The sequence below is a fragment of the Pontibacter roseus DSM 17521 genome (genome assembly GCF_000373265.1).
Taxonomy (GTDB): Bacteria; Bacteroidota; Bacteroidia; order Cytophagales; family Hymenobacteraceae; genus Pontibacter; species Pontibacter roseus.
Window position 1 is genome coordinate 1,029,797 of sequence record NZ_KB890761.1, and the last position, 20,236, is coordinate 1,050,032.

Genomic DNA, 20,236 nt, shown 5'->3' on the forward strand with positions numbered 1-20,236 from the left:
AATAGCAGATTTTAAAATGTGAAAATTAGAAAATGCCCCTTAGCCTGAATTCTTGATTTCTATTTGGTATGCCTACGCCGGTACGTAGTTCAGGAAACTCAGCTTCTCTTCCTGCAGCACATCGTTGGCGATGTCGAGCAGGTCATGGGCGGTGGTGTTCTTTATCTGGTCGAAAATCTCGTTTAGGGTATCGATGTGCCCTTGGTCCAGGATGCTCTTGCCCATCATCATCATCAGGCCCATGTTGCTTTCCTCGGCCATGGCCAGCTGGCCCATCAACTGCTCCTTGGCGGTATGCAGCTGCAGCGAGCCCAGCTGTTTCACGCGGAGCTTCTTCAGTTCCTTGAGCACCAGCGCCGTCGTGCGCTTGAGCTGCTTCTTCTCCGTGCCGAAATAGATGGAAAGTAGCCCTGTGTCGATATACGTGGCGTAGTTCGCGTCGATGGTATACACCAGCCCATGCTTTTCGCGTACGGCCAGGTTCAGGCGCGAGTTCATGCCAGGGCCTCCCAATAGGTTTACCAGCATGAAGAAGGGTATACGCCTTTCGTCGTTGAGGGCGTAGGCGGGGCAGCCCAGCACACAGTGCGCCTGTGAGATGGGCTTTTCGATGGTCACCGTCTTGGCGAGGTAGTTCGTGAAGGTCTGGCGGGAACGCGGTTTGCTGATGGCAGGTATGTCGGCCAGGTATTTCTGGGCCAGCCTTAGCACCTGCTCAAACGGAAGGTTGCTCACGGAGCAGAACACGAGCGCATCGGTGCTCAGGTTGTCCTGGATGAAGCGCTGGAAATCTTGCTTCTTAAAGCTGGAGACGCTCTCCTTGGTGCCCAGTATGTTGTTGCCCAGCGGGTGGCTGTCGTACACCACGTTGTCGAACTCATCCACAATCGCCTCCTCAGGGGTGTCGAGGTACATGGCCATCTCCTCCAGTATCACACCGCGCTCTTTCTCAATCTCCTTCTCCGGGAACACGGAGTGGAAGGTGATGTCGGTGAGGAGCTCGAAGGATTTGTCGAAGTGCTTGTCCAGCACTGAGCTGTAGAAGCAGAGTTTCTCTTTGGTGGTATAGGCGTTGAGCTCGCCGCCCACGGACTCCAGGCGGTTGAGGATGTGGAAGGACTTGCGCTTGGCCGTGCCCTTGAACGCCATGTGCTCCCAGAAGTGGGCCAGCCCTAGTTGCTCCGGCAGCTCGTCACGGCTCCCTATGTCTAGGATAAAGCCGCTGTGTGCTATTTTGGTGTGCAGTACTTGTTTATGAACGATGCGGATACCGTTCGGCAATGTATGAATATGATAATCAAGCATTCAGTTCGGAATTAGCCTGCAAAGATACGCAAAAAAGTACGATTATACCTGTCGTATGTGTTCTCAGGCTATACCTATTTGCCTAGGTTGCGGCCACCCACGTTGATGACGAAGCCGAGCGAGAAGACGGAGTAGCCGGCAGTGAGCGCTTTGCGGTTGCGCAACCCGAAGTTGGTGCCGCTGGTGTACTGCAGTTGCACGGTTGGCGTCAACGCCATGCGGGTATAGAAGATGGGCTCCAGGAAAATGTTACTCTCCTTGGGTTGGTCCACTCCGTTGAGCAGGTGCTTGTTCATGTTGACATAACTGCCACGGAGCGCGGTGCCGTAATTGAGAGGGAACTCGTTGCCCAGCAGCCGGAGCGACTTTTTGCGTTTGGAGGTGAAGTTCACCTGCAGGAAATATTTGCTGAAGCCGGCCTCGCGACGGGTAGAGGTCATCACTCCTTCCTTCTCCTCTTTCTCGTTGCGGTCGCTGCTGCCGCCCCCAATGCCGGCGTATACCTCCAGCACCCGGTTCTGGTTAGCGCCGAACGTGGTGAAATAGCCGCCTGCCACCTCCACCAGGTTGTGCCGGAAATCCTCTTTGCGGCGCTCGCGGTTGAGCATGGAGCCATTGGCCATCACAGCGAAGTGGTCGGTAACGGCGTAGGCGGTGTTGAAAGTGATGTTGCCTTTGGGTGTGATGTGGCCGGCGGCGCTCAACTCGCCCTTCTGCGTGAACATGGGCACATTGGGTACGTTGGGCATGTACGTAGACACGCATCCTGTCAGCAGGAGCAGGGAAACAAAGGCGATGCTTTTGAGAAAGGGTAGGGGTGTATTCATATCCGTCGGTTTGCCGGCTGTAAGCTATTGATTCCTTTGGCTCCGAGGCATGGTTTTATTTCCAGTCGGGGCCGGTTACTCGTAATCCGAACTGCTAAACTAATTCTCTTCCTTATAAGAAGGAAAAAAAAGTTGTTCTTTTCCGTGAATGTGCATCCGGGGGCGCTGTGCTGGGTGGTGTGGCTATACCTGACTTTTATCTCTTGGCGCATTCCCGTAGCTTTGCCCTGTTTTGTGCCCCATGAAAAAGATACTCATCATACAGACCGCCTTCCTGGGCGACGTGGTGCTGGCGACCGGGCTGGTGGAGAAACTGCACGCCCGCTTCCCGCAGGCCCAGCTCGACTTTCTGCTCCGCAAAGGCAACGAGTCGCTGCTGAAGGGGCACCCGCTGCTGCGCCAGGTGCTGGTCTGGAACAAGCAGGAAGGCAAGTACAAGAGCCTGCTGCAACTGCTGGGCCAAATCCGGAAAGAGAAATACGACCTGGTGGTGAACCTGCAGCGCTTCGGAGCCACGGGTATGCTGACTGCCTTATCGGGGGCGGGGGAGACCGTCGGGTTTGACAAAAATCCTTTTTCCCGGTTCTTCACGCGCCGCTATACCCACGACGTGGAGTCGGGCACGCATGAGGTGGAGCGCAACCACCTGCTCATTGCCAGCCTCACAGACCAGCAGCCAGCCAAACCCAGGCTATACCCCTCCGAGCAGGATTTCGCCAAGGTGCAGGGACTAAAACAGGAGCCTTATATCTGCATGGCGCCTACCTCGGTGTGGTTCACTAAGCAGTATCCGCTGGAGCAGTGGGTGACGCTCCTCAATAGCATAGGCGATGGGTACAAGGTATACCTGCTGGGCTCACCGGCCGACAAGGCGCACTGCGATGAGATTATCGGCAAGGCAAGCAACAGCTGGGTCGAGAACCTGTGCGGGCAACTCAACCTGCTGCAGTCCGCCGCCCTGATGCGCGATGCGGTGCTCAATTACGTGAACGACTCCGGCCCCATGCACCTGGCCTCTGCCCTGGATGCGCCCACCTGTGCCATCTACTGCTCCACGGTGCCGCGCTTCGGATTCGGGCCACTGGCCAGTTTTGCGGCGGTGGTAGAGAGGGAGGAGCCGCTGTATTGCCGCCCCTGCGGACTGCACGGATATAACTCCTGCCCGGAGGGCCATTTCAGATGCGCCCGCGAAATCCGTAACGAACAACTGCTGCAAGTACTCGCATCTATCACAGGATAAAATATTTAACGAATTGCATTGTGGTGTGAAGAAGCTGCTAGGGAGGGCAGCGGAGCTGGGGGAATATTAGGTTTTTTCTATAAAGGTGTTTCGTGTTAAAATAAAATTTATACCTTTGCAGCGTCAGGTCAGCTAAGGCAACGCAGCCGGCCGACGAATTCCGCTAAGCACCTATACCTACAAACTATGAAATATCAGCCCATCGAAAAGGAGCTGTTCTGTCATAACAGGCGCAATTTCGCGCGCCAGCTCAAACCCTGTTCCCTAGCTATTTTTCATTCCAATGATGTGATGCCGACCAGTGCGGATGGTACGATGGCATTCCGTCAGAACAGCGATTTGTTCTACCTGTCAGGTATAGACCAGGAGGAGAGCATTCTGCTGCTTTTCCCGGATGCGCGTGACGAGCGGATGAAGGAAGTGCTCTTTGTGCGGGAGTCCAACGAGCACATCCTGGTATGGGAGGGCTACAAACTCACCAAAGAGCAGGCACGCGACGTGTCAGGTATCCAAACCGTTTATTGGGCGCATGAGTTCAAGCAGGTTCTCAACACGCTGATGGCGGAGGCCGAGCACGTATACCTGAACACGAACGAGCACCTGCGTGCCGTGGTGGAGGTGGAGACACGCGATGCCCGCTTCATCAAGTGGTGCCAGGAAACGTATCCGCTGCACAGGTATGAGCGCAGTGCGCCCATCATGCACCACCTGCGCGCCATCAAATCAGACATAGAGATTGAACTCATCAAAAAGGCTTGCCACATCACCGAACTGGGCTTCCGCAGGCTGCTGCAGTTCATCAAGCCCGGTGTGATGGAGTATGAGGTGGAGGCGGAGATTTGCCATGAGTTCATCCGCAACCGCTCCCGTGGCCCGGCCTACGATTCGATAATCGCCTCTGGCGCCAATGCCTGCATCCTGCACTACACCGACAACAGCCGCAAGTGCAAAGACGGTGACCTGCTGCTGATGGATTTCGGGGCGGAGTATGCCAACTATGCCGCCGACATGACCCGCACCCTGCCCGTGAACGGCAAGTTCACCAAGCGCCAGCGCGAGGTATACGAATCGGTGCTGCGCGTGATGAAGGCTGCCACCCAGATGCTGGTGCCCGGCAACAGCCTGGACCAATACCACGCCTTTGTAGGCACCGTGATGGAGAACGAACTCATAGGGCTCGGCCTGCTCAACGAAGGCGACGTACGCAACCAAGACCCAGCCAAGCCGCTCTACAAGAAATACTTCATGCACGGCACCTCTCATTTCCTAGGGCTGGATGTGCATGACGTGGGAAATAAGTACCGTCCGTTTGAGGCAGGTATGGTGTTCACGTGTGAGCCCGGCATTTATATAAGAGAGGAAGGTATAGGCGTGCGCCTGGAAAACGACATACTGGTGACCAGAAGTGGTCCGGTAGATTTAATGAAGGACATCCCGCTGGAGGCGGATGACATAGAAAGGCTCATGCAGCAGAAATAGTTATTGTCCTATTCTGGGGCAGTTATAGCCCCTGGTGTGGCAGAAAGGAACTATCCGCAGCCTTTTTTATTGTATTTACGTTTAAAAAAAGTGGCTTTGCATTAAAGCAGCCTATTTGCACAACCTTGCGCGTTGGATTTAGTTTGAATAGATGGTGCAATTAAGGCTAGCTAAGCAGAGGTCACAGAGAAAAATGAGGTTATTTTAATGAATGGATTTAAGCTTGAAAAGGCCATTTTCTACACATGCTAAATACATTTTGCTTATGGATAAACTCTACAACCAATCAGTAACTACCCGCCAAACGTATCGGAATATGCGTTCTTTATGTTTTTTTATATGAATATGAAAAAACTTACCTGAAAATATGTCCGTATTGTCATATCAAAATATACTATCTAAAATTATGCGAAAAACTCTAACAAAACTAAGTACAATTGCTTTCGCGCTTGTATTCCTGCTGTCAGCAAGTACAGCCGTACTTGCGCAGAACGCGGACCAGCGAACGAACCTGCAGATATATGGAAGTGCCCTCCAGTACAAAGGTGACCTAGGTAACCAGTGGTGGAACGAGAAAATGGGCTGGGGAGGCGGCGTATCGCTGAACCGATACCTGAGCCCGTCTTTCGATGCAGGTTTGAACCTGAGCTACGGCAACTCTGAGTTCAGCAACAGCTTCCCGAACACCATGAACACCAAAATAGGTATGGCAACGGTAGGACTGAAGCTGAAGATGAATGGCAACATCCTGAAGGAAGATGCTTTCATCGGCCCATACCTGACTGTAGGTGGTGGTGCTCACTTCGTGCGACCTGAAGGCAACTCCCCAACCGGTGCCTACGAAGACAACTTCATTGCAGGTGTTGGTTTTGGTGGTGCAGGTATCCGTTTCAGATTCTCTGACAACATCAGCCTGTTCGTGCAGACTACTGCGCACTTCACCAGCAACGACAAGTACGACAACATCGAGTCTAACATCAACGACCGTTTCCTGCAGCACAACATCGGCCTTGGCTTCAACCTGGGCAAAGGTGCTGACACAGACGCTGACGGTGTTCCAGACAGAAGAGACAAGTGCCCAGACACTCCGACTGGCGTGCAGGTTGACAAAGACGGTTGCCCAATCGACACAGACGGTGACGGCGTAGCCGATTACCAGGACGAGTGCCCAACTGAGGCTGGTGTAGCCAACCTAGGTGGTTGCCCTGACCGTGACAACGACGGCGTGGCTGACAAAGATGACCAGTGCCCAGATGAGGCCGGTACTGCTGCCACACAAGGTTGCCCAGATTCTGACGGTGACGGTGTAGCTGACAAAGACGACAAGTGCCCTGACACGCCATCTGGCACGCAGGTAGGTGCAGACGGTTGCCCAGTTGACTCTGACGGTGACGGCGTTCCAGATAACGAAGATGCATGCCCTAACTCTCCAGGTACTGCCGAGACCAAAGGTTGCCCTGAGTTGGATGAGCGCACTAAAGCCCTCATCGAAGAGAAAGTTCGCTTCGAGTTTGACCAGGCTCGTGTACAGGATGGTTACCGTCAGCTGCTTGACAGCATCGTGGTAGCCCTTGAGAAATACCCTGACCACGTACTGCTCATCAAAGGTCACGCTGACCACATCGGTTCAGAAGAGTACAACCAAGCACTTTCTGAGCAGAGAGCGCAGGCTGTGAAAGACTATCTGATTGAGCGTGGTGTACAGAACCCAGACAGACTGGTGACTAGAGGCTACGGCGAGACGCAGCCAATGGTACAAGTAAATACCAGACTCTCTAAAGCCAGAACAGCAGCAGCCCGTGCCCAAAACCGACGTGTCGGATTTGAGATGAACACGCCGGACATGCAGCTGAACATGGAATAAAAAGCGGAATAAGGTAAAGCGTTGAAAAGGCGCCGCAGAGCAATCTGCGGCGCCTTTTGCGTTTTATAAGGTATAGCGGTAAATGAATACTTTCAGTTGCTGTTGGCTGTCGCTATACGCTGACGGGTTGCCTTTCCATGGCTACTGTCGTTCTTGGCGTCTTTTTGCCTACTTTTCATAGGTGCTGCCTGTGCGCTCCAGCCACGGGTGATGCCCCTCTGTTCTGTACCCACCCCTGACCCTCCCGAGAGGGGAGTTTTATTTCTGTCATTCCGATGAAAGGAGGAATCTATTACCATACCTGCCGCACATCCAGGGCCAGCGCGGATGCGGCTTTTCTTAGAGCGGCAAGGAAGGGGACTGAGGAAAACGCCAGGTGCAGGCAGGCTTAGAATGTCTCACCGCCGGTTCCCGACGCGCTCGCACCGGCGGCAGGCGGCGTAACAGATTCCTCCTTTCATCGGAATGACAGCAACGTGTGTGGGGATGATGGGAAAAGGGATTAAGAGCGACAGGAGCGTGAGCAGGTATAACAGGTGAAGGCAGCTGCTTCGAAGCAACAGAGAAACAGAAGCTATACCTTCTACTGCTTCGAAGCGAGCAGGTATAGCACTGCCATACGGATGGCTACACCGTTTTCTACTTGGTTCAGGATGATGGAATGGTGGGAATCAGCGGCGTCGGAGCTCAGTTCTACACCGCGGTTGATGGGGCCGGGGTGCATGAGCACAATCTCCTTGTCCAGGCTGTCGAGCATCTTCTTATCAATGCCGTAGTAGAGAGTGTATTCCCGCAGGGAAGGGAAGTATTTCATCTGCTGGCGTTCCAGCTGTATGCGCAGCACGTTGGCCACATCGCACCACTGCAGCGCTTTGCGCACGTCCAATTCCACCAGCACGCCAAGCTCCCGGATGTGCTTTGGCAGCAGCGTGACAGGACCGCACACCATTACCTCAGCCCCGAGCTTCTGCAGCGCGAAGATGTTGGAGAGCGCCACGCGCGAGTGCAGGATATCGCCTACAATCACCACCTTTTTGCCAGCCACTTCGCCCAACCTCTCCCGGATAGAGAACGAGTCAAGTAGGGCCTGTGTCGGGTGCTCGTGGGTGCCGTCGCCGGCGTTCACGATGTTGGCGTTGATGTGGTTTGACAGGAAGTGCGGCGCTCCGGGGCTGGAGTGGCGCATCACAATCATATCCACTTTCATGGCCAGGATGTTGTTCACGGTGTCGAGCAGGGTCTCGCCCTTCTTCACAGAGCTGCTGCTGGAGGAGAAGTTGATGACGTCGGCTGACAGCCTTTTTTCGGCTAGCTCAAAAGAGAGGCGCGTACGGGTGGAGTTCTCGAAGAAGACGTTGGCAATGGTGATGTCACGCAGCGAGGGCACTTTCTTGATGGGCCGGTTCAGAACATCTTTGAAGTTGTCAGCCGTCTCGAAGATAAGCTGAATGTCTTGTGGCGTGATGTCTTTGATACCGAGTAGATGCCGGACGCTGAGCTCTTGCATGTGTGGTCTTTATTCTTCGTTTTTGGTTACTAACCAGATGTTGTCTTCCTGCGTTTCCTGGCCGCTCCACTCCACAAGCACCCGCTGCGACTGCAGGGAGTTGACGCGGCGGCCTACATAGGTCGGCTCAATGGGGAGGTGGCGGCTGTAGAGGCGGTCTATCAGCACCAGCAGCTCCACGTTGGCGGGCCTCCCAAAGGATATCATGGCATCCATGGCGGCTCTCACGGAACGGCCTGTGTACAGCACGTCATCCACCAGAATCACCCGCTTGCCTTCAATCAAAAAGTCGATGTGCGTGGCATTGGCTGCCAGCGGTGTCTCTCTTCTTCGGAAGTCGTCGCGGTGGAAGGTGGTGTCGAGGTAGCCCGTAGGTATAGTAGTGCCTAGGATGGAGGCCAGCGTGCTCTGAAGGCGCTGGGCCACTTGGCGGCCGCGCGGCTGCAGACCAATGATGACAGAATCAGAAAAGTTGCCGTGGTTCTCGATAAGCTGGTGGCAAAGGCGCATCACCATAATCTCAAGCAACTGGTGGTTTACGATGAGTCTTTTCTGCATGGCCGGAAGTCTTGGTTGCAAATATAGAGAGTTCAGCTAAAGAAGAGCAAATTAATGTTGAATTGTTGGGCTGTCAGAAGCTCACCTTGGTGATGTAGAACACCGTGCGGTTTGAGCCCTTGGCTGACTTGATGCGCTGGAAACCGTAGGCTGCGAAATGCTCGCCGTACCACTTCACTATACTGTCATATTCTGTAAAGGTAATTTTCTCGCCCTCTTCATAGGGCAGCAGCTCTACGGTTGTCTCCTCGTCATTGAACCTGTCCTGCTCCATGGCGCGGTAGTGGATGGTGCCTTCTTCGGAATAGGCTACGACTACCCGCCCATCGGGCAGGTTGCTGACCTCCACGGCGTGTACCAGTTCTTCGGTGGCAAGGTCCTTAAGCTTGAAGATGTTGTCCCAGAGCAGGATGCCGTCCCGGTCAAAGCCGAGGGCCAGCACATGGGTGCGTTTGTAAGCAGTGGCGGGCCGGTTGGCACTCCGGATGCGTGGGTCCAGATAACTGCTGCCGCTGCGGTACTGCGGGAAGTATACCTCCGCCGCCAGCACGTATCCGGTAGGCGTGGTGATGAGGTCGTGCAGCAGCATACGGTAGCGCTGCGTCGGTTCTTTCCCTTCGGCTACGCGGGCATTCTCCCGATTACGGGCACGCGCCTCGCGACGGGGCTTCATGTACTTGAAGAAGTTTTGGAGCTGCAGGAAGGAATAGAACTGCCCATCCACCACCTGGGAGGCGACAGGGGCAGAGAAGAAGCCCTGCACGTAGCGCAAATCGCGGGAGCCGTAGGTGCCGAAGAGCAGCTTGTTGAGCGTGTCGCCGGGTGTGACCTCGGCGTTGAGCAGGCTCCGGTTATCCTGCTGCAGGATGAAGTAGTTCCGGATGAGTTTGCCGCTGGAGTCAAAGCTTTTCACCTGCAGGCGCGCAATGCGGCCGTTGCTCTCTGTCAGTACCACATCGGCACGCCCGTACGCGGGGTCTACCAACAGGTCTGAAAAGGTGGATTCGCTGCCGTACACGGCAGGCAGTATGACGGGCTTCTCCTTGTTCGGGTTCAGGTATAGCAGAGCCGGTTTCTGGTCTATGTCGTTGTCTGTGATGAGGAAGTAATTGCCGTGCAGCACATTGAACTCATAGACGTACTCCACCTTCTCGAGCGTGTGCTCTGTCAGCTGCACCTTGCCGTTGCTCAGGTTGATGCGCAGGAACAGGAACTGCTCTGCTTTGGGGGCTTTGAACACCATGTAGGTGAAAGGGGCCTCCGAGAAATAACGCAGGTATTCGGTTTCGGGCTTCAGGTCCAGGTCGGTACTCCATACCCGCTCCAGGTTGGCGTCATACTTCTCTATCCTGAAGGTGGCATCGGTGAGCCAGGAGGTATACTTTTTACTGTAGACCAGTAGGCTGCTGTCGGGCAAAGGCAGTACTTCCAGGTAGCTCGTCTCGGCTTCGTGCTCCAACTCCAGGCGCACAGGCTGTTTCGGGGCTTGTGCCCAAAGCAGGGCAGGCGCTAAGGAAAGCAGGCAGAGCAACAAGAGCTTTGTGTACGGCATAGTCCAAAAATGCTAGCAGGAGACAGAAAAGTATAAGGCAGTGACTTTTGCTTTGTACTCTTTTTTCATGCCTAGTGTTGTGCCGTGCCCCCGGCGGCGTTCCTGTTAATTGCCCAGCGCCAGCAGCACGTCAAATTCCTCGGCCTTGAGGGGCATGACCGAGAGACGGGATTGGCGGAGCAGCGCGATATTCTCCAGGCGCGGGTCCTTCTTGATTTGGTCCAGTGTTACGGCATCCTTGAAGTCACGAACCGGGACCAGGTCCACGGCCACCCACTTGGCATCGTCGGCAGTAGGGTCGGGGTAGGCAGGTTTGTCTACTTTGGCCATACCTACTATGGCTTTCTCAGATACGCTATGGTAGAACAGCACCAGGTCACCGGGCTGCATCTGCTGCAGGTTGTTGCGGGCCTGGAAGTTGCGGACGCCATCCCAGCATACGCGGCCCTCTTTCACGAATCTTGTCCAGGAGTAGGTCTCAGGTTCTGATTTAACTAACCAGTATTGCATGTTGTAATTGAAGTGATGTAAACGTAAAGGGAATCAGCGCTGCTGTCTGGCGCGCCTTCTTTTCAGGTAACGAGCCAATTCGCCCACCAGGAGGCCGAAGAGCAGGCCGCTCAGCAGCCCCGCCAACAGGCTATAGTCGGTTTCAGCGAGTGCCAAGTAGACAAGTGCTGCCAGCAAGGCCAGATAGATGGCTACGCGCGCCGCTACAGGTATTCTTGCAATGATATCCTTCATCAGGTATGGCTTATTCTTTAACGTCAGGCGTCACCCGCACTTTCAGCACATTGTCCTTGAGTGACACGATTTCCATACTGTAGCGCTGCTCGGGGTGGCCGTTTCCCTGAATGTGCACCTGTATGGTGTTCTTGTCCTTGTACTCCCACAGGCCGAGTTGCTCTTCCAGGCCATCGGTAGGAGCTATTACATACTGCTTGGCTACGCCTTCGCGCTCCAGCACAAAGCCGGTCCGGCCTCTGGATGGAGGAAAGTCGAAGGAGTTGGGGCGGTATACCATGATGTTATCCTCATCCTCCTCGTAGGAATGGAGCCAGGTCTGGCCCAGGAGTTCGGCCTCCGCTTTCTTTCGGCAGGTGTTGGCCAGCAAGAGCAGGCACAAGATGCAAAGCAACGAAATCTGTTTCATAGACGAATGTATAGTGCCATGCCAGCTTGGGCAAATGGTATGGCTAAGATAGGTATTTCCTGATTTATATAGAAGCCCTTGAATATAAATGGTGGCAGACACCCGTGTGCTGATGGTGTCCGGTTTTTTCTATCTTTGTAACCATACGACAAATAGCCTTGGAAAATAAGAAGATAATCAAGCTTTTTAAGCTGGCGGCCGAGCTGATGGAGCTGCACGACGAGAACCCCTTCAAGGTGCGCTCTTATGTGAATGCGGTGTCGGCGCTGGAACTGGTGGAGGAGCCTCTGGCTGTGAAGAGCCAGGCCGAGCTGGAAGGTATAGGCGGCGTGGGCAAGAGCATCGCCGCCCGCATTGTGGAGATACAGGAAACAGGTTCTTTCACAGAGTTGGACCAGCTGGTATCGGTGACGCCGCCGGGCGTGGTGGAGATGCTGCGCATCAAAGGCATAGGTCCCAAAAAGGTGCGCACGCTCTGGAAGGAGCTAGGAACCGAGACGGTGGAAGAACTGCTGGACGCTTGCGAGCAGGACCGCGTGAGCAAGCTGAAAGGCTTCGGCGTCAAGACGCAGGAGAACATCCGGCAAGCGCTGCTCTTCACGCAGCAGAACCGCGGTAAGCTGCTGTACGCGGAGGCGGAGGCCTCGGCGCAGGAGCTGCTGGAGCGGGTGCAGCAGGCGCTGCCACAGGCCCAGGTGGAGCTGGCTGGCGATGTGCGCCGCAAGCTGGAGATTGTGGAGACGCTGGAACTGGTGATAGGTACCGACGCGCCCACGGAGGCCGAGGCCGCATTGAATGGACTGGACGTGCTGCAGCAGGACGAAACCAAGTCTGGCCCCAAGGTATGGCGCGGGAAGCACAGCCTGAGCGGGCTGATTACGGAAATAAGGCTTGTTAGTCCGGAGTGCTTTGCCAACGAACTCTTCGTGCGCTCATCTGCAGTAGGGCACCTGGGCAAGGTGTTTGCCGCCGGCAAGAGCATGCTGGCTGTCGTGCGGGAGGCGAACCATATCTCCGAAGAAGACATCTACGCCTCGGCAGGTATGGCCTACGTGGCGCCGGAACTGCGCGAGGGAACTAACGAGCTGCAACTGGCCATGGAGAACAAGCTGCCTACATTGCTGGAGCTCTCTGACCTGAAAGGCATCCTGCACAACCACAGCACCTACTCCGACGGGGCGCATACCCTGGAGCAGATGGCCACCTTCTGCCGCGACATGGGCTACCAGTACCTCGGCATATCTGACCACTCCAAGACGGCAGCCTACGCCGGCGGCCTGCGTGAAGGCGATGTGCTGCGCCAGCAAAAAGAGATAGACGAACTGAACCAGAAACTGGCGCCGTTCAAGATATTCAAAGGAATCGAATCCGACATTCTGGGCGATGGCTCTTTGGACTATGACGAAGATATCCTGAAGACCTTTGACTTCATCGTGGCCTCCATCCACAGCAACTTGGGTATGGACGAGCAGAAGGCGACCACCCGTTTGATTACGGCGATTGAGAATCCCTATACCACCATGCTGGGCCACCCCACCGGCCGGCTGCTGCTGCGCCGGGAAGGCTATCCCATCAACCACAGAGCCGTGATAGATGCCTGCGCGGCCAACAACGTCGTCATCGAAATCAACTCTAACCCCTGGCGGCTCGATTTGGACTGGCGTTGGGTGTCTTACGCATTGGAGAAGGGTGTGATGCTGAGCATCAACCCCGATGCCCACCACACTAGCGGTTACGACGACATGAAGTATGGTGTGCTGGTAGGGCGCAAAGGCGGCCTGACCAAAGAGATGACATTCAACGCGAAGTCGGTGGAGGAGGTGGAGAAATACTTCAGAGAGCGGAAGGAGAAGATAAAGTAGCGGATGCCGAAGATACTCATCCTCCGTTTTTCCTCCATCGGTGACATCGTGCTGACGACGCCGGTCATCCGGTGCATCAAGCAGCAGGTGCCGGGGGCGGAGGTGCATTACTGTACCAAGCAGGGCTTCAGAGGTATACTGGAGCACAACCCCTATGTGGACAAGGTGCACGTGCTGGGCGACAGCCTGAAAGAACTGGTGCGGCAACTGAAAGCCGAGGACTTTGACTACGTGGTGGACCTGCACAACAACCTGCGCACCCGCATCATAAAAACCCGATTGGCCAAGCCCGCCAAAAGCTTCAACAAGCTCAACTACGAGAAGTGGCTGATGGTCAACTTCAAGCTCAACCGCCTGCCGGCCGTGCACATCGTGGACCGTTACCTGGCAGCCGCCGCTGCGCTGGGTATACAGGACGATGGCAAAGGGCTTGAGTACTTCATACCTGCCCAGGATGAGGTGGACCTGCATACCTTGCCACAGCCTTTTCAGCAGGGCTACGTGGCCTTTGCCATCGGGGCGCAACACTACACCAAGCGATTGCCCACGGAGCGCATCATCGAGTTATGCGAGCAACTGCAAAAACCCATAATCCTGCTGGGAGGGAAAGAGGACGCGGCAGTGGGAGGGGAGATAGCGAGTTATTTCAGGGAGCAGAACAGCACAAGCGCCACTCAGATTTTCAATGCCTGCGGCAGGTATAGCCTGAGCGGCTCGGCCTCGCTGGTACGGCAGGCGGACCTGGTGGTGAGCCATGACACGGGCCTGATGCACATCGCAGCCGCCTTCCAGAAAGACATCATCAGCGTGTGGGGAAACACGATTCCGGAATTTGGCATGTATCCCTTCCGGACCAGGTATAAGGTGCTGGAGGTGAATGGCCTCAGCTGCCGCCCCTGTTCCAAGATAGGGTATAGCAAGTGCCCCAAAGGACACTTCAAGTGCATGCGCGACATCGATTTCAGTGCTGTTGATAGCCTTGCTTTCTTAAGCTAGCTTACCTGATTTTCACTTAAAGCGGCATCGCCCTCACAGAATCAAATCTTGTGAGAGCGATGCCGCTTTATGGTTGCTATACCTGAAGCAGGTATAGGTCTACTGTTTACTGTTTACTGCAACGGTTTTACGGTATAGCCGGCTTTCTGCAGCAACTGAATCAGACCGTTTTCGCCGGGCAGGTGCAGGGCTCCTACGGCCACGAAAGTGGATTGCTCTTTCATGATGGACGGAAGTTTGGTCATCCAGTCCTTGTTGCGGTCGTCCAGCATGTAGGCCATGTCTTCCGCACCGGTCAGCTTGTTATACTCTTCTGATAGCGCCCACATGCCGGTCAGGTCTTTTGCCAGGTATAGCTGGGTGAGGCGCTCGGACACCTGCGCGGCTTTGTCTTTCTGCTGCACATATTTCACCAGTTGCTCGGCCTGCTTCTCTACCGGGTGGTGGTTGTAGAGCAGGTCAAACTGCTGTTCCATCGTCTCCAGGGTGGTTACCTTTTTCCCGTTCTTGTGGTTTTGGTTAGCAAAGTACACGTCCAGCGGCTGGCCCTTATATTGTTTCAGCACTTCCAGTTTCTGGTACTCTGCCATAGAAAGCATCAACAGGACGGTCATGGGCTTCATCTGGTCGGCCATGCTCAAATCGAACCCGAAAGCCTGCTTCACTTCCTTACTTACCAACGCGTAATCTTCCTGGCTCAGCAAAGCCGAAAGCTTATTGTCGGGCATCACCATTTTGGCGCCCAGCTGCATCATCTGGGCGGAGTCAATCTCTGTTTCCACGACCACCCCACGGCTCTTGAGGAAATGCTCCTTCACTTTCGGCTCGGAATCCAGGAAGGAGGAGTTGAGCAGGTGGTAGGTGCCGTACAGGTAGGAAGGCTGCTGCAGGCCGTTTCCGCTTATTTCCCATAGCAGCGACTTGGCTGGTGCGGCAGGCTGGGCTTTGGCCGTGGCCCTGGCAGGTTTGGACTTTACTTTTTGGGCCTCGCTAGTCGCCGGGTATAGCAACAGGGAGATGAGGAGAAGGTAAAGGAAGGCAATGGTGTTTTTTCTTTTCATGTTATGGGGATATAGTAGAATTCGGACTGGTTGCGGCTGGCACGCGCAGGGAATCACCGTACGGTTTGGGGAAGTTTGGTGAGCTCAAAACTAATTTTTTTGCCGTGCATGCCGAACAGGAGTAGGGGACAATCCTGATAAACTGGTAAATTTGAGCACCTAAATTAGGTATAATGTAAAGTATAATCCCACCCAAACGACATTAATTTTGCTTTCCTATGACAAATCATACCCTGACCTGGAAGCCCGTTGATGCTAAGTTTCTGGAAGCGCTGCTGTTAGCGACAGGCGGCGAAGGCACTGCCTCCCTGCAAGACGTGCTGCTGATGGGCGATGCCCTGGACGGTGAGGTGTTTGAGCTGAAGGAACTGGAGGAAGCGCTGGAGAAACTGTTGAGCATCGGCTTCATCGGCCTGGAGAAAAACAAGCTGGGCCTAAGCCCCGACTTCTTGCAGGACTATGAGCAAATGACGCTGCAGGAAGGCGAAGACACCGAGTCGAAGCCCCTGGAGATGCTGCTCCAGCAGCAGCCCCTACAAGCCGACAAGGTTGCCGCCGTGCGCGAAAGTGTTCTGAAAAAGTACAAGCTCCGAAACTACTACCAGGCATACCTGGAGCAGTATGGCTAGCCCACAAAATTTGTAAATTGGCAAGATGGAGGTATGAAAAGAGGAGCCGCTGCTATAGGCAACGGCTCCTCTTTTTGTGGTGTCTTGTTGTACTGTTATGTACTAGCTACCCAATCTTCTCGAAGCCCAGGTAGGGGTGCAGCACCTTTGGCATGTTGATGCTATCTGGTGTCTGGTTGTTTTCCAGGATGGCCGCCACGATGCGTGGCAGGGCCAGGGCGCTTCCGTTCAGGGTGTGCAGCAACTGCGTTTTACCAGACTCGGTCTTGTAACGCAGCTTCAGGCGGTTGGCTTGATATGTCTCGAAATTGGAGGCTGAACTTACTTCCAACCAGCGGCTCTGCGCGGTAGAGTATACCTCCATGTCATAGGTCAGGGCAGAGGTGAAGCCCATGTCGCCGCCGCAAAGGCGCAGCACGCGGTAAGGCAGCTCCAGTTTCTGCAGCAGGCCTTGTATGTAGCTGCTCATCTCCTCCAGCGCCTCATACGATTTCTCAGGCAGCGTAATCTGTACAATTTCCACCTTGTCGAACTGGTGCAGGCGGTTGAGGCCACGCACGTCGGCCCCCCACGAGCCCGCCTCACGACGGAAGCAAGGAGTATGGCCCGCGTTCTTGATAGGCAGCTGCTCTACCGGCACAATCACGTCGCGGTACAGGTTCGTGATGGGCACCTCGGCCGTCGGAATCAGGTATAGGTTGTCTTCGGTGGCGTGGTACATCTGGCCGTCTTTGTCGGGCAGCTGGCCTGTGCCGTATCCGGAGGCCTCGTTCACCAGAATCGGCGGCTGCACTTCCATGTACCCTGCATTGATGGCTTCGTCTATGAAGAAGTTGATGAGGGCGCGCTGCAAGCGTGCTCCCTGCTTCTTGTACACCGGGAAACCAGCCCCCGTGATTTTGTTTCCTAGTTCGAAATCGATGATGTCGTACTTCTGGATGAGCTCCCAATGCGGCATCGCCCCAGCGTGCAGTTCCGGAATATTTCCGTGTTGCAGAACTACTTCGTTGTCTTCCGCTGTTCTACCTTCAGGGACGCTCGCGTGCGGGATGTTCGGCAGCTTGTACAGCGCCTGTTGTATCTGCTCCTCTATAGAGGAAAGCTGGTCAGCTAGTGCTTTGGTTTCTTGCTTCAGTTCCGATGTCTCTGCCTTGGAGGCCTCCGCTTTTTCACGGTCTCCGCTCTTCATCAGCATGCCTATCTCTTTAGAAATGGCATTGGCCCTTGCCTGCAGTTCGTCGTGCCTGCTTTGCACCTGTCGGCGCTGTTGGTCCAGCTCCACCAGGGCGGCAACTTCCTCGGCTGCGTTTTTGTAGTTTTTCTTGTTCAATCCTGCCACTACCAGGTCTGTCTGCTCTCTTAAAACGTGTAGCTGTAGCATAGTTTGGTGTTATGTAGAGGTGCAAAAATATACTTTTTTAGGTTGTAAGCGCCATTTACGAAATCTTTTAAGGAATATCTGAAACATTTTAGACAAAAACATCGGTAATATTTGTTAATTAATTGCCATTGCAATAACATTGCAGTACAATTTATAGAAGGCCCTTTCCTGAGCCTCGCTAACTCTATCGCAACCTATTCTTTTTCCTAAATTATAATTGATGCTCTCGCTGCGTTCGCACACTGCGCGCCTGGCAGGTTAATTTAACTCCATACCATATTTATGTACAATATTGATGAATTGAAAGATCGGCTTCTTTCAGAACTCAAGGAAATTGCAGAAGACCTAGGTGTTAAGAACTTCAAGAAATTGAGCAAACAAGACCTGATCTACAAAATCCTTGACCAGCAAGCCATTACCCCTCCCGAAAAGCTGCCCAAAAAAGTAAAGTCTTCCACTCCTCCTGCCGTCCCTGGCGAAACAGAAGCCAACGAAAACACTGAGAGCATAGCAGAAGAGCAACCCGTTGCACAAGAACCGGTCGTTGAAGCCGTTTCAGCCCCGGCACCCGCACAGCAAGCACCGAGAAAACCTGCCCGCGAAAACGTAGCACGCCACGAGACAACAGCCCAGACCTTTGTTCAGGCACCTGCGCCAGCTAAAGACCATGGCCCGCAAACCGTGCAGCGTGAGCGCATACAACAGCCACGCCGCGATAACCGCAACGATGGCGGCGGACGTGACCAGCAGCGCCCGGAGCAACGGACAGAGCAGCGTGTGGAGCGTGTTGACCGACCAGACCGCAACGAGACGCGTCCAATGGACATCACCAACAGAAATGAGAATCGTTCGGAGCAGCGCGAAGCAGGTAATAGGAGCGACAACCGCCCTGAGCCAAGAGAGCAGCGTGCAGAAATAGGAAACAGAAGCGACAGCCGCCCGGACAATAACAACAATAACCGCAACGAGAATCGAGGCGACAACTTCCAGCGCCGTGGCCAGCAACAGCAGCCCCAGGCCGCTGCCAATAGTAATAACTTCCGAGAGTTTGACGGAATAATCCTAAATGAGGGCGTGCTGGAACTGATGCAGGATGGATATGGCTTCCTGCGCTCCACGCACTACAACTACCTGGCCAGCCCAGACGATATCTATGTGTCTCCTTCCCAAATCAAGTTGTTTGGTCTGAAGACAGGCGATACCGTAAAAGGCCAGATTCGTCCTCCAAAGGAAGGAGAGAAATATTTCGCCCTGCTGAAGGTGGAGACGGTGAATGGCCGCACGACAGAGGAGATTCGTGACCGTATACCTTTCCAGCACCTCACGCCGCTTTTCCCGGAAGAGCGCCTGAAACTGACCACTAAGCCAAGCCAGATGTCAACTCGTATCCTGGACCTGTTTGCCCCAATAGGCAAAGGCCAGCGTGGTATGATTGTGGCGCAGCCCAAGACAGGTAAAACCGTGTTGCTGAAGGAGATAGCCAACGCCATCTCTGAGAACCATCCTGAGGTATACCTGATGATCCTGCTGATTGACGAACGTCCGGAAGAGGTAACAGACATGGCCCGCAGCGTGAAAGCAGAGGTAATCGCCTCTACGTTTGACGAGACGGCCGACCGCCACGTGAAGGTATCAAGCATCGTATTGGATAAAGCCAAGCGTATGGTGGAATGCGGACACGATGTGGTGATTCTGCTGGACTCTATCACGCGTCTGGCCCGTGCTTATAACACGGTGGTGCCTTCGTCCGGTAAAATCCTATCGGGTGGTGTGGATGCCAACGCGTTGCACAAGCCGAAGCGCTTTTTCGGTGCTGCCCGTAACGTAGAGAACGGCGGCTCCCTGACCATCATCGCCACCGCCTTGATTGATACAGGTTCTAAAATGGACGAGGTTATCTTTGAAGAATTCAAAGGTACCGGTAACATGGAACTTCAGCTGGACCGCAAACTGGCCAACCGCAGAATCTACCCGGCTATCGACGTGCCTGCTTCTGGTACACGCCGCGAAGACCTGCTCATGGACAGAGACGAGCTCAACCGCATCTGGATTCTGCGCAAGTTCATGTCTGATATGAATTCCGTGGAGGCCATGGAGTTCCTGAAAGACAGAATGGTGGGAACGAAGAGCAACGAAGAGTTCTTGATTTCGATGAACGGATAAGGTATGCCCTACTGAAATAAGGCCGGCCCCATTGCTGAAAAGCGGTGGGGCCGGTTTTTTTTGTTCAATTGCTAGTTGCTGCGGTGCAAGAATCCAAGCCGATTGGATTTGCCTTTGCTTGCTTAGGATGTAGCCTACACCAAACCATCACACATTTTGAAGCTCCAAGAAATCAGCCATGCCCTCAGCTCCAGAATTCATAATTTGGCTTCATGAGCAGGTAGAAGGTATAGGTGGCGACGAGACCGAAGATGATGTGGGCGAAGATAAGCGTGACCAGGTACGTCCGCAGGCCGATGAGAGGAGGGCGAGGGTGGACCAGAAAGAAGAGATACCAGATGAACATGGCCGTTAGCCCATGCGCCAGCCCGAAAAGCAATCCCCACGACGCATTCATTAGTCCCACACCTGAGTTCCATAGCGCCAGGTAGAACAGCGCGAACAGGATGCCTACCGCATAATGCGCCAGCGTGCCCACTACTTTGGTGCTCGCCGCATCTGATAACCCGCCATCGGGCTGGGTGCGGTTGGTGAGCATGGTGCCCAAAATCTTGATGACTTTCATAACACGGTGCGTAGCCAGCGAGAGCAGGTATAAGAAGGCCGTCATGGCAGCGGTGGCGGCCAATCCGGCCAGAATGGCGTAGGTAAATTTCATA

18 protein-coding genes are annotated in these 20,236 nt (G+C 54.3%); 7 read left to right on the forward strand and 11 right to left on the reverse strand.

Annotated features, from left to right (window positions below; translation table 11 throughout):
- Positions 1 to 72 precede the first annotated feature (72 nt).
- The gene (locus tag B051_RS0104775; protein WP_026236190.1) at positions 73 to 1,305 is read right to left on the reverse strand and encodes a M16 family metallopeptidase; all 1,233 of its coding nucleotides are present in this window, start codon (positions 1,303 to 1,305) and stop codon (positions 73 to 75) included.
- Positions 1,306 to 1,379: 74 nt separating this feature from the next.
- On the reverse strand, positions 1,380 to 2,132 hold the full coding sequence (locus B051_RS0104780; protein ID WP_018477040.1) for a hypothetical protein: 753 nt from the start codon (positions 2,130 to 2,132) through the stop codon (positions 1,380 to 1,382).
- Positions 2,133 to 2,373: 241 nt separating this feature from the next.
- Here B051_RS0104780 and B051_RS0104785 point away from each other — a divergent pair, with 241 nt between their 5' ends.
- The 3 genes from B051_RS0104785 to B051_RS20910 all read left to right on the forward strand — a co-directional run bounded on the left by B051_RS0104785 (position 2,374) and on the right by B051_RS20910 (position 6,715).
- Positions 2,374 to 3,372 carry a glycosyltransferase family 9 protein gene (locus B051_RS0104785; RefSeq protein WP_018477041.1) on the forward strand — a complete coding sequence of 333 codons (999 nt, stop codon included), beginning with the start codon at positions 2,374 to 2,376 and terminating at the stop codon, positions 3,370 to 3,372.
- A gap of 186 nt (positions 3,373 to 3,558) precedes the next feature.
- The gene (locus tag B051_RS0104790; RefSeq protein WP_018477042.1) at positions 3,559 to 4,851 is read left to right on the forward strand and encodes an aminopeptidase P N-terminal domain-containing protein; all 1,293 of its coding nucleotides are present in this window, start codon (positions 3,559 to 3,561) and stop codon (positions 4,849 to 4,851) included.
- A 406-nt stretch (positions 4,852 to 5,257) separates the two neighbouring features.
- The gene (locus tag B051_RS20910) at positions 5,258 to 6,715 is read left to right on the forward strand and encodes an OmpA family protein (protein ID WP_018477043.1); all 1,458 of its coding nucleotides are present in this window, start codon (positions 5,258 to 5,260) and stop codon (positions 6,713 to 6,715) included.
- Between the two features lie 583 nt (positions 6,716 to 7,298).
- On the opposite strand, the gene B051_RS0104800 is transcribed toward B051_RS20910, so the two are convergent.
- The 6 genes from B051_RS0104800 to B051_RS0104825 form a co-directional block, all read right to left on the reverse strand.
- Positions 7,299 to 8,222, reverse strand: a complete 924-nt coding sequence (locus tag B051_RS0104800) for an aspartate carbamoyltransferase catalytic subunit (protein WP_018477044.1) — start codon at positions 8,220 to 8,222, stop codon at positions 7,299 to 7,301.
- A gap of 9 nt (positions 8,223 to 8,231) precedes the next feature.
- Positions 8,232 to 8,780, reverse strand: a complete 549-nt coding sequence (gene pyrR, locus B051_RS0104805) for a bifunctional pyr operon transcriptional regulator/uracil phosphoribosyltransferase PyrR (RefSeq protein ID WP_018477045.1) — start codon at positions 8,778 to 8,780, stop codon at positions 8,232 to 8,234.
- Between the two features lie 73 nt (positions 8,781 to 8,853).
- Positions 8,854 to 10,332, reverse strand: a complete 1,479-nt coding sequence (locus tag B051_RS0104810; protein WP_026236191.1) for a hypothetical protein — start codon at positions 10,330 to 10,332, stop codon at positions 8,854 to 8,856.
- A gap of 105 nt (positions 10,333 to 10,437) precedes the next feature.
- Positions 10,438 to 10,842 (reverse strand): EVE domain-containing protein, encoded by a 405-nt coding sequence (locus B051_RS0104815; RefSeq protein WP_018477047.1) that lies wholly within the window; start codon positions 10,840 to 10,842, stop codon positions 10,438 to 10,440.
- Positions 10,843 to 10,875: 33 nt separating this feature from the next.
- Positions 10,876 to 11,076 (reverse strand): hypothetical protein, encoded by a 201-nt coding sequence (locus B051_RS0104820; protein ID WP_018477048.1) that lies wholly within the window; start codon positions 11,074 to 11,076, stop codon positions 10,876 to 10,878.
- A gap of 10 nt (positions 11,077 to 11,086) precedes the next feature.
- On the reverse strand, positions 11,087 to 11,485 hold the full coding sequence (locus B051_RS0104825) for a hypothetical protein (RefSeq protein WP_018477049.1): 399 nt from the start codon (positions 11,483 to 11,485) through the stop codon (positions 11,087 to 11,089).
- Positions 11,486 to 11,643: 158 nt separating this feature from the next.
- Here B051_RS0104825 and polX point away from each other — a divergent pair, with 158 nt between their 5' ends.
- Positions 11,644 to 13,347, forward strand: coding sequence for a DNA polymerase/3'-5' exonuclease PolX (gene polX / locus B051_RS0104830; protein ID WP_018477050.1), 1,704 nt, complete (start codon positions 11,644 to 11,646; stop codon positions 13,345 to 13,347).
- A 3-nt stretch (positions 13,348 to 13,350) separates the two neighbouring features.
- Positions 13,351 to 14,343 carry a glycosyltransferase family 9 protein gene (locus tag B051_RS0104835; protein WP_018477051.1) on the forward strand — a complete coding sequence of 331 codons (993 nt, stop codon included), beginning with the start codon at positions 13,351 to 13,353 and terminating at the stop codon, positions 14,341 to 14,343.
- A gap of 113 nt (positions 14,344 to 14,456) precedes the next feature.
- Here B051_RS0104835 and B051_RS0104840 read toward each other — a convergent pair whose 3' ends face one another.
- The gene (locus B051_RS0104840) at positions 14,457 to 15,404 is read right to left on the reverse strand and encodes a TraB/GumN family protein (protein WP_018477052.1); all 948 of its coding nucleotides are present in this window, start codon (positions 15,402 to 15,404) and stop codon (positions 14,457 to 14,459) included.
- Positions 15,405 to 15,622: 218 nt separating this feature from the next.
- Between B051_RS0104840 and B051_RS0104845 the strand changes: the two genes are divergently transcribed.
- Positions 15,623 to 16,033, forward strand: a complete 411-nt coding sequence (locus B051_RS0104845) for a hypothetical protein (protein ID WP_018477053.1) — start codon at positions 15,623 to 15,625, stop codon at positions 16,031 to 16,033.
- Positions 16,034 to 16,139: 106 nt separating this feature from the next.
- Here B051_RS0104845 and serS read toward each other — a convergent pair whose 3' ends face one another.
- Entirely contained in the window at positions 16,140 to 17,414 is a 1,275-nt protein-coding gene (serS, locus tag B051_RS0104850) for a serine--tRNA ligase (protein ID WP_018477054.1), read from the reverse strand.
- Positions 17,415 to 17,696: 282 nt separating this feature from the next.
- On the opposite strand from serS, the gene rho reads away from it, so the two are divergent.
- Complete coding sequence (gene rho, locus B051_RS0104855; RefSeq protein ID WP_018477055.1) at positions 17,697 to 19,577, forward strand: transcription termination factor Rho; 1,881 nt, start codon at positions 17,697 to 17,699, stop codon at positions 19,575 to 19,577.
- A gap of 184 nt (positions 19,578 to 19,761) precedes the next feature.
- Here rho and B051_RS0104860 read toward each other — a convergent pair whose 3' ends face one another.
- Positions 19,762 to 20,235, reverse strand: a complete 474-nt coding sequence (locus B051_RS0104860) for a hypothetical protein (RefSeq protein WP_018477056.1) — start codon at positions 20,233 to 20,235, stop codon at positions 19,762 to 19,764.
- Position 20,236 lies beyond the last annotated feature (1 nt).